Source organism: Cohaesibacter celericrescens, from assembly GCF_002866925.1.
GTDB classification, from domain to species: Bacteria; Pseudomonadota; Alphaproteobacteria; order Rhizobiales; family Cohaesibacteraceae; genus Cohaesibacter; species Cohaesibacter celericrescens.
In genome coordinates, this window is sequence record NZ_PKUQ01000054.1 from 1 (window position 1) to 12,585 (window position 12,585).

The 12,585-nt window shown below is 48.4% G+C and carries 11 protein-coding genes, 1 tRNA gene and 1 pseudogene; 4 read left to right on the forward strand and 9 right to left on the reverse strand.

The features are described from left to right. Positions 1-155: 155 nt before the first annotated feature. Positions 156-680 (reverse strand): hypothetical protein, encoded by a 525-nt coding sequence (locus C0081_RS20430; protein WP_146006506.1) that lies wholly within the window; start codon positions 678-680, stop codon positions 156-158. A 494-nt stretch (positions 681-1,174) separates the two neighbouring features. Continuing rightward, a pseudogene (locus C0081_RS23910) lies at positions 1,175-1,285 on the reverse strand (IS110 family transposase); the annotation flags it as partial. Between the two features lie 1,408 nt (positions 1,286-2,693). On the opposite strand from C0081_RS23910, the gene C0081_RS20445 reads away from it, so the two are divergent. The 4 genes from C0081_RS20445 (at position 2,694) to C0081_RS20465 (ending at position 7,095) form a co-directional block, all read left to right on the forward strand. After that, the gene (locus C0081_RS20445) at positions 2,694-3,839 is read left to right on the forward strand and encodes a N(5)-(carboxyethyl)ornithine synthase (RefSeq protein ID WP_101535600.1); all 1,146 of its coding nucleotides are present in this window, start codon (positions 2,694-2,696) and stop codon (positions 3,837-3,839) included. Between the two features lie 335 nt (positions 3,840-4,174). Continuing rightward, on the forward strand, positions 4,175-4,525 hold the full coding sequence (locus C0081_RS20450; RefSeq protein WP_101535698.1) for a hypothetical protein: 351 nt from the start codon (positions 4,175-4,177) through the stop codon (positions 4,523-4,525). Between the two features lie 607 nt (positions 4,526-5,132). Next, positions 5,133-6,170, forward strand: a complete 1,038-nt coding sequence (locus C0081_RS20460; protein WP_210200581.1) for a D-alanine--D-alanine ligase family protein — start codon at positions 5,133-5,135, stop codon at positions 6,168-6,170. Positions 6,171-6,219: 49 nt separating this feature from the next. Continuing rightward, the gene (locus tag C0081_RS20465) at positions 6,220-7,095 is read left to right on the forward strand and encodes a hypothetical protein (protein ID WP_101535602.1); all 876 of its coding nucleotides are present in this window, start codon (positions 6,220-6,222) and stop codon (positions 7,093-7,095) included. A 323-nt stretch (positions 7,096-7,418) separates the two neighbouring features. On the opposite strand, the gene hflC is transcribed toward C0081_RS20465, so the two are convergent. The 7 genes from hflC to C0081_RS20500 form a co-directional block, all read right to left on the reverse strand. Next, positions 7,419-8,444, reverse strand: coding sequence for a protease modulator HflC (gene hflC, locus C0081_RS20470; protein ID WP_101535603.1), 1,026 nt, complete (start codon positions 8,442-8,444; stop codon positions 7,419-7,421). Continuing rightward, positions 8,441-9,508: an FtsH protease activity modulator HflK gene (hflK, locus tag C0081_RS20475; protein WP_101535604.1), complete on the reverse strand. Its 1,068-nt coding sequence runs from the start codon at positions 9,506-9,508 to the stop codon at positions 8,441-8,443. The genes hflC and hflK overlap by 4 nt, the downstream gene beginning before the upstream one ends. A gap of 114 nt (positions 9,509-9,622) precedes the next feature. Then, entirely contained in the window at positions 9,623-9,766 is a 144-nt protein-coding gene (locus C0081_RS23305; protein WP_180966983.1) for a hypothetical protein, read from the reverse strand. Between the two features lie 409 nt (positions 9,767-10,175). Next, positions 10,176-10,466: a DUF1488 family protein gene (locus C0081_RS23915; protein ID WP_101535605.1), complete on the reverse strand. Its 291-nt coding sequence runs from the start codon at positions 10,464-10,466 to the stop codon at positions 10,176-10,178. A gap of 185 nt (positions 10,467-10,651) precedes the next feature. Continuing rightward, positions 10,652-10,876 (reverse strand): hypothetical protein, encoded by a 225-nt coding sequence (locus C0081_RS20485; RefSeq protein WP_245418010.1) that lies wholly within the window; start codon positions 10,874-10,876, stop codon positions 10,652-10,654. Next, positions 10,873-11,127 (reverse strand): hypothetical protein, encoded by a 255-nt coding sequence (locus C0081_RS20490; RefSeq protein ID WP_101535606.1) that lies wholly within the window; start codon positions 11,125-11,127, stop codon positions 10,873-10,875. The genes C0081_RS20485 and C0081_RS20490 overlap by 4 nt, the downstream gene beginning before the upstream one ends. Positions 11,128-12,468: 1,341 nt before the next feature. After that, positions 12,469-12,543, reverse strand: a tRNA-Glu gene (locus C0081_RS20500). Between the last annotated feature and the right edge of the window lie 42 nt (positions 12,544-12,585).

The following is a 12,585-nucleotide window of genomic DNA, read 5'->3' on the forward strand; positions in this document are numbered from 1 at the left end:
AAAACAGCAAATATGCGTCAGAGCCAATTTTAAACGCCAATTGACACTCTTAGGCTCTGACATGGTGAAAATAACCGGTCCGTAGATGTTGATTTTCACTGAGAAGAGACCCTGGATCGGATGAGCATTAGGTTAAATTGATTGGCACTTCAGTATTAGTATAGGCATTTGGGTTTGATCTTTTTTAGATTTTCAAAGTAGCGATAAGCTCTACTGGAAATAGGATTTACCCCTTGTAGTTTTCGCCACGAAGGAGGCGGTGATTCTCGGGCTATCCTACAAACAGTGTCGACAAACTTCTCTGCACTCTTTTGGTTGGTCGTTGAGAGCATTAGAGCTAGAAAGCCCATCTCAACTGAATAGGGCAGCCTCGTTTTTTTGTTAAAAACTTTCAAAGTGAAAAGAGCCGCATCGCCAATCTCGTCAACAGAAGCATCAATAAGATATTCAAGCATTGCCATCTGGTAGAAAGTCATACCGTCAGTGGTCATGCGACCATTTCCGACAATTACTCGGCCATCCATCGCCAACTTTTTTGCTTCTGAAAACGCGCATTTGAATTTCTGACTATTAAAACAGTCAATAGCTCGATCCCATTGGCCAGCAGCTGAGGCAGAGGTTGCAAGCAAGATAAAAAGTACGCCTGTGATAAGGGATGTAAGATTAGCTCGATTACGCAAACCAGATGCTCTTTAAAGTGTGTTTGGTTGATATACAACTTTATTACGTTATACAGAACTAGTGCGCAACACGAATAGTGTCGCGGACTTGGTGTGGCCGATTGCTTGAGCCGTGAAGCCAAAACACGTAAGACTACGAAGCTCTAGAAAACAACAGCCCATTAAGAATATGCTTCACACGCAAAAGGCGGGAAATTCTCGTCTTTTGAATAACCGGTCATTGGAACGCACGGGACGAATGTCTACAAAGCCCTGTGTGGATGGCTCCCTTCTTGTAAGCCTTTTTTGTGATTGGTCGATTGTCAGAAGCAGTCTTGTGTCCTGTTAACGCAGCACACATGGCCGCTGGCCCTGATGGTTTCCAAAAACCAAGTCCCCTTCCGCGTTTCGAACAACAAGCGTTCGGGACTTTTGCCGGGTTCTCTTGGTTTTAGGACTGACATTGTTCCATCACCTCATTGGTCTTGCAATTTTTTGTTTTTGGTTGGTTCGGTTCAGATTGTTCTCACTTTGTAAGGTCTGTTATGTGTAAGCACCGCCCAAATCATTCGGGCTCTCTTGTTGGCCATGGCTATCGCAGCCAACATGCGTGGCTTGCGTAACAAGACATCAACAAACCATGGATCAAATTTCACAGGCTCTGCTTTGATCCTCCGCATGCGTACAGCTGTAGTCCCTTGCACCCAAATGCTGCATAGTGCACGAACGGCAGCTTTGACGAAGGAGCGATGCAGCAAATGACCGTCGACGAACGGCGGCTCTGGGCCGTCCTTAAATGACGAAGTAATATTGCACTAGCGAAGTCAGCATCATTCAAGGACGGCCCAGAGCCTCCTCCTAAATCCGCCATGAATCGATTCCGGGCCTGAGACATGAAACGGCTATTTATTTGCAGCTGCCTGGTCAGCGTGCCAGTCATCTCGCTTTCGATGATGCTCTCGGTCTGGGTGTTGCTGTCTGCGGTTCCATCACTCACAGAGACTGAATTGACATACCCCAGATTCTGGTACAGAGACCCGAAATATACATTCGCTTCCTCGCTTGCGGATAGCACGCTACCGTCAAATGAGACAGTCATGTCAACTTCAGACAGGCCGCAAGCGCTGGCGATTGTATCCAGTAGCAGTGAGACAGGTTTGTATGAGGCTATGCTATAATTGTGACTGCTTCCACCAGATGGGCATTGATATGCAATGTCGTAGGATGGGCTGACCGCATGAGCTGTGGAGCTGACACAGGTGATGGTTAAGGTCGCCAGAATAATGATTAAGGGATTAGATTTGGTCTTCAGTGATGGATACATTTAGGGTAGCCAATCTTAAAAAGTGATTCGTTTCAAAAACTTATGTTTTATACTGAAATAACCAAATACATTCCTTTAGCCCTCCATAATAAGTTGCATGATAAAGAATTAGTACCTATGAGGGTGTTGTGGAGACCAAAATACAACGGAGGTTTTATGCGTAGAACGTCCGGTGCCTTTTTAGGCTTTGCCTATGCGTCAGCAAGCTCGGTCGCCAGATGAGGGCTCGGAGTCGCCTAATGCATTGGGACAAACGGGGTATGTCCAGTTAGGGAAATCTGAGCTGGCGATGCAAGTGTATTTGCAGTCTGGAATGTGCCCATATTTGGCTTACAGATGCTCGGGCTGTGCGCGAGGAGACCAGACACAATCACACTTCTGCTATCGATTCCAAGATCGCCTCAGCAACAGTTCGTGGCGAGCAAACATTGAGCAAGATTGTCGTTCATGTCAGCCAATTTTGGATGCCGTTGTTATTGGCTCGCAAAAAAGACGTATTCATTGGCTATTCTCCGGCAATCAGGTACTAGCTGTAGTATATAGCTAACGCTTCAGAATCGCGCTCATCACTTTCCGACTTCTTTTGATGATGCGCCGGGTTAGCCAACGGGATTGTCAAAAGACAACGTCCTCTGCCTTTGGCCCAAATCGCAATCGAAAAATCGACGACGAATTCAAGGGGGGGAACACCTCCCGGAAATGGAACCAATATGAGCGAGCTAACCTTTGGTGTCATTGGGACATCCAAGAAGGAGGATGAGCGGCGCGTGCCAATTCATCCCGCACACTTGCCGAGACTCTCAGAAAAATACCGCAAGAAGCTGGTCTTTGAAGAAGGATATGGCCTGCCATTCGATATTTCGGATGCTGTAATCGCCGCGCAAACCGGCGGTGTCGCGCCCCGCAGCGCACTATTATCAGACCTTGGAAATGTAATTGTCGCCAAACCCACACTCGCCGATCTTCAGGATCTGCGAGTAGGAGGTATTCTTTGGGGCTACCCTCATTGCGCCCAGCAACGCGCAATCACTCAAGCTGCAATTGATCGCAAGCAGACCCTTGTCGCTTTTGAAGACATGTTTGTTTGGGCTCCGTCCGGGGAAGTCGGAAGACACACATTTTATAAAAACAACGAAATGGCAGGCTATTGTGCCATTTTGCATGCTTTGCGCCTGAAGGGCATTGATGGTCACTATGGCAATCAGCGTAAGACCATCATTTTCAGTTTTGGAGCGGTGAGCCGCGGTGCTATTTACGCCCTCAAAGCGCATGGCTTCAGAGACATCACCATTTGCATACAACGCCCTGATCATGAAGTTCGCGAAGAGGTTCTGGATTGCGACTATGTCCGCATTCGCGAAGGCTCCGAAGGAGAGGCGCGTATGCTGGTCGTCGAACATGACGGCAGCGAACGGCCGTTGACTGATCTGATCTCTGAGGCCGACATTATCGTCAACGGCACCTATCAGGACACAGATCATCCAATGGACTTCGTAACGGAAGCGGAAAAATCCTGTTTAAGGCCGGGAAGCTTGATCGTGGATGTCAGCTGCGATGAGGGTATGGGGTTCTATTTTGCCAAACCAACGACGTTCAGAGCGCCAATGTTTAAAGTTGAGAAGACCGACTATTATGCCGTGGATCACACCCCAAATTATCTTTGGGAAAGCGCGTCGCGTTCCATTTCTGCGGCGCTCATCGTGCACTTGCCTACGATGATTGATGGACGGGACTTCTGGCAGAAAAACGAAACCATTCGCCGGGCGGTGAATGTTAACTCTGGCGTTGTCGTTAAGCCGACAATCCTGTCGTTCCAAAATCGTCAAGAAGCGTATCCACACGCGGCACTTGCCTGAATTCGCACGTTGACGCCACGCCTAAATTTGACATGAATGCGAATGATTGTTGTCAATAAATATGGCATCTATGGTCTTTTAAAACCCCACCTTGTCTAAATGACAAGGTGGGGGGACCAAGCTGAAAATGCCTTGGTGGTATCTAACATGAGGCGGTGTCGTCTTTTGAATAACCCCTGGATTTGAAGACACCTTGTTCCCTAAAAATGAGGCAAGGAGACCATCATGTTCAAGGTCTACCATAATCCATGCAAGCTATTTGGCGTTGTGTGCTACAAGGGCACATCTTGCACGTGATCATGCGTGCCTGTTCCGACACTGATTGGACGTTAATAATGCAAATCCCTACTTGGACAAAACCTGCACTTTTGAGTGCGGGAGCGGGCGCTATTGCTCTTGCTGTCGTTGGGTTTAACTGGGGTGGCTGGATGACCAGCAGCTCGGCTAATGAACTTTCTGAAAAATCCACTGTGGCAGCGGTTGCCGCTGTCCTTATGCCTTACTGTTTGCAGCATTCAAAAACAGATCCCAAAGCTGTGGAAGTCATGGCTGAACTCAAAGCTGCCAGTTCTTATCAGCGCCGCGGGATTGTTGAAAAAGCTGGTTGGGCAACCCCTCTGGGTGGTGAAAAACCAGACCGTGCTCTTGCTCAGTCTTGCCAGGCCGAATTGACCAAAGATATGTAACGATTGTCGTTATGTGACCACCAATTGTTGCCTTGAGACATCGCTAGGCATGGCGAAAATAGCATATAGCCCGCTCTCACATCGATTGGGCTATATGCGATTAGAGGCGCGATATATCGCGAGCTCTCGGGATGAGCTTTCACGCTCTTGTCCTGCAATCCAGACGAAGACCTGGCCTGTGGCGACGACCACAAAGTGCAGCATCTCATTGGTTCTTCATCCGCACCATTCAGAATCGTCATTGTTTTGTCGGTGCGCCTCGTTGCCGATGCCATCGCCTCTGGTGTTTTACGTCTTGGGGTGGCCCAAAGCTTTCAATGTGACTCCAATATTGAGGCTCGTCTCGCGATCGCTAAGTCGCGGAAAATGCCCCAGTCTATGTTTCTGCGCGTATTCCTATCAGACAAATTTACCAAACTTACTCGGATTCCATTGAGTTTGATTGATCTGAGAGAGGTGCCTTAATGCCTTTCTCTACAGGTCAATATCACTCCGTCTTTGCATTCATTTGCAAAGATCAAGAAAGACAATAGAAAATAGGGAGTTACACGCCTGAAGATATCGCTCCATCGGACAATCCTATCCTGACCATTCAAGGAACGCGGGTATGCGAATAGAAATTGTAACAGCACAAAATGATTTACTCAAGGAAACCGGTTTTGGCTCTCTCAAGGCGTGTACGTCGATTATGAATTCCATCGCGGAATTGGATCACACTGCTGTGGTGACTGTTTGTTGCGATTTGGCCAACCTGAGGGAAATCGTAAATCGGCAACCATATTTCGTGGTCTTGGCAATGAAATATATTCCGTTGGAAAGTGGTCATCTGATCTGGCTATCTGAGTATTTTGAGACCCACGACATCAGCTACACAGGCTACAAAAAAGACACTCTTTATTATGATTCCAACAAAGTCGCCGCGAAGAAGCGGGTTGCCTCACAAGGCATTGCGACAGCGGATTTCTTCGTAACTTTACCAAATGAATTCAAAGCCGAACCAAACTTGCCATTTCCACTTCCCCAATTCATAAAGCCGTTGGATGCAGCAAATGGCAACGGTGTCGACAGAGCGTCCATTGCTCAAACTTTCCGACAATATGAAGAGAAAGTTGAAAAGCTTTACGCCGAGTATGGTGAGCCTGTTTCAGTGGAAGAGTATCTCGATGGAAGAGAATTCACCGTTGCGATCATCGAAGATGGTGGCCAGCTGATCGCGTCTCCGATTGAAGTCGTGCCACCTGATGAAGATGGCTATCGGCTTTTGGGTTCAAAGGTGAAATCAGAGAATACAGAATTGCTGAAACGGATTTCTGTTTTCGAAACGCATGTTGATGCTGTGAATCTTGCAAAAAAGGCCTTCATCGCGCTCGGAGCCAGAGATTTTGGGCGCATAGATGTGAAGATGGAACAATATGGAGAATGCCATTTTATCGAGGCCAATTTGGTGCCAGGCATGACAATGGGCTCGAGCTACTTTCCTCGGTCATGTGAGATCGATGCCAGCCTGAGTTACGATGAAGTGGTAAATTTAATGATACAGGGTGCTATAGCGCGACAAATTCCCAATATTGGCTTCCATTCGCCAACAGATGTGCTCGGTTCAGTTTATGGGCCGCCCATCAAACATACTCAGGTTTTCCATTGAACGATTGTCGGTTTCACACGGAACCTCGGACGAAAATTGGGATAGAATTTTGAAATACAATTTTAAACGATTTGACTACTCGCTGCACCCAGTAATTGTACTGGCACTTTTTGTTGTCGGCATCAATGCAAGCTTTGCCAAAGAAACAATGCCCGAAAATGCTCAGGAGAAGCGATATAGCGATGGATGGGAATGTGTTAATGGCTACCGCAAGAACGATAACCAATGCAAAGCCATCGTTGTACCGAGAAACGGATATTTGACGGAAAGCGCTTATGGTTCTGGCTGGGAATGCAAGCACGGCTTTGCGGAGGAAGAAATGTCTTGCAACATCATCGATGTTCCGTCCAATGCTTATCTCAAGGCGTCGGGAGACAGTTGGGAATGTAATCGCGGATATCGGGAAGCTGGGGAATCTTGCGTAATAATTAAGGTCCCCAAGAACGGATATTTGTCTGAGTATGCCAGCAAACAAGGTTGGGAATGTGAGTTTGGGTTTCGCCCCATAGGGAATGCCTGCGTTGCAATCAAGGTGCCGGTACTTGGCTTCATCACAGGTTCGTTCTATGGACTGGGATGGGAATGTGAACGTGGATATCGCGAAGAAGAAAATGATTGTGTTGCAATCCCGGTTCCTAATAATGGCTACCTTACAAACATATCTGATAGTCGGGGCTGGAAATGCAAGCACGGGTTTAGCAGAGTTGAAGAAGCCTGTGTCGCGATCAAGACACCAAAACACGGATATCAGTCGAGCTCTTCATATGGACCCGGCTGGGACTGCGAACGGGGATACAAAGCGACAGAGACTCAGTGCATTGCTGTAAAGATTCCAGAGCATGCACATATCAACCATGCTGGAAATGATTGGCAATGTGATCGCCCTTTTGAGCGTCAGCAGAATAAGTGTGTGATCAGTCGCTAGATTGGAGATCGCCGATTGTACAAAAGCTAAGCGTATAGAATACTTTTTGCTAATTTGTATTCAAAACGACCTAGCACCAATCCGCTACCATAGCCACTGCCCGGCTTTCCATTTATGACGGGCAATGGCGGGGATCGAACCGATGCGTTCTTCTGATGCATCAATGGATTCCACAACACACGTCGAAGTCACTCAGCAAGAGGAGGACTATCACCAGCCCGTCTCAAGTCACAATCCTCTGACAATGCCTGCGGAGTTAATGCGGGACAAGTTCAACTGTGTCACTTAGGTCAACTGGATCAGTGGTCATTGTTAAGCTCCTTTCATTGTGGTTGCATGTCTCCAGTTGCCCCTGAACCAGTCGAAAGCTTGTCGCTACTGAAAGTTTCATCTGGCTGCATTCTTCTCAGGAACTTGAAGAGATCGCTGTCAGTTGACAAAACGATGGTTGTCCCTTCCGAAATCATATCTTTGTAGGCCTGCATCGTCCGTGTGAATTCGTAGAACTTAACCGTCTGGGCATTTGTATTGTAGGCCCGTGCATAGATATCTGCGGCTGAGGCATCTGCCAGCCCACGAATTTCTTCAACGGCTCGGTAGGCCTCTGATTGTATTTTGTTGAGATCTCTCACCCTGTTGCCGCGAATACGGGCTGCCTCACCATTGCCTTCAGAGAGGAAACGTTCTGCAATTTGTCGTCGCTCCGATATCATGCGGTCGTAAATTTTGGGTCGGACACTCTCATTGTAATTGATCCGCTTGAATCTGATATCGAGAAGCTCTATGCCAAAGACGCGGACTTTTTCCGATGCAGCCTGAAAAATGTCCTGTTCTACAAGGGCGCGGCCCTTCTGGATGGGAACCAGAGATCCGATATCCTGAGCCAACTCATCTTCCGTCAAAAGCGTGTCTCGCAAGGGCGTGCGATCTTTTGTTGTGCGAATGATTTCGATGAGTTCATGCTTGGCGATCGCGTTGCGTGTTTCACTGCCGAGAATATCATCAAGGCGCGATTGTGCACTGCGTTCATCGCGCAGCCGCAGAAAATACTGTAGCGGATCTGTAATCCGCCAACGGGCAAAGAGATCAACCGAGATATAGAGTTTGTCCTTGGTTGGCATGTCCGATGGATTGCCGTCCCACTCAAGAACCCGACGGTCAATGGGATTGACCTCTTGAATGAAGGGAATTTTCAGCTTGAGCCCTGCCGTGGTGATGGGCTTGCCAACAGGTTTGCCAAACTGAGTGATAATGGCCTGTTCAACCTCACTTACCGTGTACAGAGCGCTTCCGGCTGAATAAGCTGCAATGATCAAAATCACTGCAAGAATACCGAATGTGATTTTCATGGCCGTGCCTCTTGTTGCTTGTCGAGATTCAACATCGGCAGAATGCTGCCGGTCGTCTCATCGACTATGATCTTGGAACGGATCGCGGGCAGAACGGCCTGCATTGTCTCAATGTAAATCCGACGCTGAGTGACCTCTGGGGCTTTTTTATATTCTGCGAACAGAGAGGTGAAGCGTGCCGCGTCTCCTTCGGCTTCATTGACACGTTTTAGCCGATACCCATCCGCTTCGCGTATGCGCTGGTCCTTCTCACCTTCAGCCAGCGGAATGACTTTATTATATTCTCGTCTTGCCTCGTTTATCAGGCTTTCCTTTTCCTGCTGTGCCTGGTTCACTTCGTTGAACGAGGATTGAACCGGACCGGGAGGATTGATATTCTTCAGCTGCACCTGATCGATGCTGATGCCCATGGCATATTTGGTTGAAAGCGCCTGCATTTTCAAAAGCGCCTCGCTTTCGATTTCCTGCCGTCCAACGGTGATGACCTCATCCACGGTCCGGTCGCCAACCACTTCGCGCATCACCGACTCCGAGACATAGCGCAGAGTTGCGCTGGGCTCGCGCACTTCAAAGAGATATTTAACCGGATCCGAGATGCGATATTGCAGCACCCATTCCACGAGCGCGGCATTGAGATCACCTGTCACCATTTCCGTCTCACGCCGTCCGTCTGTGGGGCTTTGATAGGGATCGCTGGCCCCCGGTGTTGTAAAACCGAATTCCTGCTTCAACTGGCGCTTGACTGGCACAATGGTTGCCGCGTCGATCCCGAAAGGGAGCTTGAAGTGAAGGCCCGGAGGAACTTCGGACGTATATTTCCCAAACCGCTGCATCACCGCGACTGAGTCGCTTGGAACGGTGAAGTAGGATGACCATGCAGCCAAGATCATCAAGACGACAGCTACAGCGAAGGCCATATTACGAATTGATGGCGGGCCTCCGGGAAACATGCCGCCGAATTGTGCACTTCCCTGCCGAAACAGTGCATCTATATCACCAGTGGCGGGATTTTGCTTGGAGCCCCATGGGCCCGGATCTTCAGAGCCATTGTTATGACTAGGCATGTTATTTCCTTTTATGGTGAGGTTTTGAGGGATGTCTGTGCCCATGATGTTGGTCGCAGCCACACATCCCTCAGCGAAGGGGTCCCAGAATTGGCATTCCTAGAATCTGGCAGCCTAAGCTTTGGATTTTTTGGCAGTCGGTAAAGCCTCTTTAGCCTCGGCATCGGATGTCTTGGGTTTGTCAGTTTGCTTCGCCGCCTCGTCTTGTTGCAGCTTTGTTGTTGCGGCAGCTCTGGTGGTCAGGTCCTTGAAAGACATTTGGAGTTCCTCTGATTGTTTGTTTCAGATTTTGAATTAGATCATGGTGTTTGGCTCGAAGGTTTGTGTGGGCGGTATATCTTCGGCACACCCACTAATATGCGCGCAATCAACAGCGTCTTGTTGCGAGGGGCAAAGACACTCAACTGACCGGAGAGATAACCCTCCAACCATGCCAAAAGGTCTCGGCAGCGAATGACTCTCGCTCTCCGATGTTGTTCAAATGACTAGGGCAGTGGCACGCCGGAATGCTCAGACAGCGGCAACCGCAAACACTGGGGCGTGAAACGAGACAGGCCCTGCGCCACGCCTCAGTTTGTAACGCTTGGTCACCCTAGGATCACTGAAGCGAGTTTTTCGTGTTCAATCTACCGACGACCATCGGGGGAGGACCTAGGGAGCTTTGAGATTAGATGCCGGAGTTTGGACCCAAGGTGTAATATGATTTCTTTGTTCGTTTGTAATTGCGCACTGCGGCGTCTTGAATGCGCGACCGCAAACGTTCGAAGGCTTGCCCGTAGCTAATATCCTGGCCATCTTTTCCCCCCATGAGTTGATCAATGGTGTCCGAGGACATGGTAAAGCGGATCTCCAATACACCATCGTATCCAGAAAACCGAATAGTCCCGGTATCTTCATCGATATTGCAAGTTTGATTTGGAAAGGCTAACACCATGGCGCGGCATGGCTGGCAAACCATCTCCCGAAACTGGATCCTGAGCTCATCTTGGCTACCAGAGACATCTTAATGTTCTGATGAAAACAGCTGTTCTTGTTGACTGGCGCGAGGACTTTTCCCTTCTTGCCGCAATGAAGCGCAGATCTCGCTTTTCCTTGGCAGAGTTCGTCAAGTATTTTCGACATAAATATCCCCGATGTTAAAAATTATTCTTCAATGCGGACGAGACCGCTGCCCAGTTCGACTCGTTCATGGTCAAGCCTGTTGTTTCTAATTCTGTACAGGGAACGCCCTTCAGAATTGGGAAGTTTGAGCAGGATTTTGAAACTTTTGGGCGTTGCGGGAGACAAACCTTCTCTGGATTTAAGAGAAACTGTGTCCCCTAACTGGAATTCTGTCTTGGGCATTGAAGCAAGCTTTCGATCTTTCATCTGTCCCACTCTATAATTGCAGTTAGTTCATCGGAAGCGATTGCATGCCGTTCTATTTGTGTTTTGGATGTCCCGATGGAAGGAATGTCTATGAATGTTCCTGTGCGCCGATAAGCCAACCATGAAACGCCTTCAATCAACTCGTCTTCCTGCGAAATGGTGTAGTCACCCGGCGGGCATACCTGTTTTGTTTCAGGAAGCATGAACTCGTGGTTTATATGAATGACTGATGTTATTATTTTGTTTTCCATATGTTCCTCCCGTAATTGCGTGTAATGCTAACTCGACACCCTATTTGTATTATTGAAAAATTAAACGGCCTGATTGGATCTACTCAGTTCGAATAGACCGTGACGGTATCGCCGCAGTAAAAGAAATAAGAGCAAGGATGGCGGGATTGAACGCACGTCGCCAAAGGATCTTGGTGAAAGGCATTATGCATTCCAATTGGGGTTTATTGAGGGCTCTGTTGCAAAGATTCCAAAGTTTTTGAGGAATTGTTGTATTTATTAGGCGTAGAGATGAGCTGTGACTTTAAGTAACGTCATTTTCAGGGTGAACAAATATTTAGCCTTTTTATTGGTATTGAGGTGCCCCTAGTTTCCCAGACACCCGCTGTGATTGTTTTCATAGTCAACCGGCGACAGCATTATTTGTAGAAGTTCAGACTTGATCTGACAGTTTCCACCCTCTATCGCCGTTGGCACCTGATCGGTCTAATCAACACCACGCTTGTCTGCAGCGCCGATATAGGCACTGAAGCGCAAGCTGACTATGAGACCCATGTCACACGACCACAGGCATTGATCTGAGAGCTGGTGGCACACCCGTCATCGGGCTTTTAACAGGCCCCGAGCGTGACCGGTTCAACGTCATCTGCGCTGACCGTAAGTTGGACGGCACCACACGCGCTGTTCGGGGAGTGCAGTCTGCCGGTCCGTTTATCAAAGCAATTAGCATTACCCCAAAGGCGTGACGAGGTTTAAAGAAAATCCGGACGGTTATCACACATGGACTGACTTCGAGATTGACAGGTTCGAAACACACCATGACAAAGGATCTACTGCTGTGATGGCCCTTAACCTCATGTTGTACACTGGAGCATCCCGTTAGGATGTCGCCAGAATTGGATGGCAGAACATTCGCAACAACAGGATCTCATACAGTAGGGGTAAAACTGGCCAGCTTGTCGACTTGCCCATCTTACTAGGCTTGTACGAAGCGACGGCCAACATGCCGCGCAACCAAATGCAATTCATCGGCCAAGAAAAGTCTGAAGGCGGGGGGGATACAACAGAATCATTTGGTAATTGGTTTGCTGATCGATGCACCGATGCAGGCGTGCCTGGCCGAGTTCATGGATTGAGAAAAGTTGGTGCAACGAGATTGGCCGATTCTGGGGCAACCGAATTCGAAGTCATGGCCTATTTGGGACACCGAACACAGCAAGAAGCGAAAATATGTTAAGAAAGCGAACTGGGCTAGGTTGGGAGATAGTGGCATGGCCAAGTTCGAAAACTTGTCCAACCCTGCCAATAGGTTGGACAAAAGCCCTCGCAACTAGTTAAGTTGCAAGGGCTTTTAGTAACCAATGGCATGCCCTACGGGACTCGAACCCGTGTTACCGCCGTGAAAGGGCAGCGTCCTAACCGCTAGACGAAGGGCACTCGCTATTGGTGAAGCGGTTTATAGGAAGCTTTAGAACAAAG

Excerpts from the sequence above, each read along its gene's own strand:
- C0081_RS20460 (WP_210200581.1), top strand. The coding sequence starts at position 5,133 with ATGCGAATAGAAATTGTAACAGCACAAAATGATTTACTCAAGGAAACC.
- C0081_RS20445 (WP_101535600.1), top strand. The coding sequence starts at position 2,694 with ATGAGCGAGCTAACCTTTGGTGTCATTGGGACATCCAAGAAGGAGGAT.
- C0081_RS20450 (WP_101535698.1), top strand. The coding sequence starts at position 4,175 with ATGCAAATCCCTACTTGGACAAAACCTGCACTTTTGAGTGCGGGAGCG.
- hflK (WP_101535604.1), bottom strand. The coding sequence starts at position 9,508 with ATGCCTAGTCATAACAATGGCTCTGAAGATCCGGGCCCATGGGGCTCC.
- C0081_RS23305 (WP_180966983.1), bottom strand. The coding sequence starts at position 9,766 with ATGTCTTTCAAGGACCTGACCACCAGAGCTGCCGCAACAACAAAGCTG.
- C0081_RS20485 (WP_245418010.1), bottom strand. The coding sequence starts at position 10,876 with ATGAAAGATCGAAAGCTTGCTTCAATGCCCAAGACAGAATTCCAGTTA.
- hflC (WP_101535603.1), bottom strand. The coding sequence starts at position 8,444 with ATGAAAATCACATTCGGTATTCTTGCAGTGATTTTGATCATTGCAGCT.
- C0081_RS23915 (WP_101535605.1), bottom strand. The coding sequence starts at position 10,466 with ATGGTTTGCCAGCCATGCCGCGCCATGGTGTTAGCCTTTCCAAATCAA.
- C0081_RS20490 (WP_101535606.1), bottom strand. The coding sequence starts at position 11,127 with ATGGAAAACAAAATAATAACATCAGTCATTCATATAAACCACGAGTTC.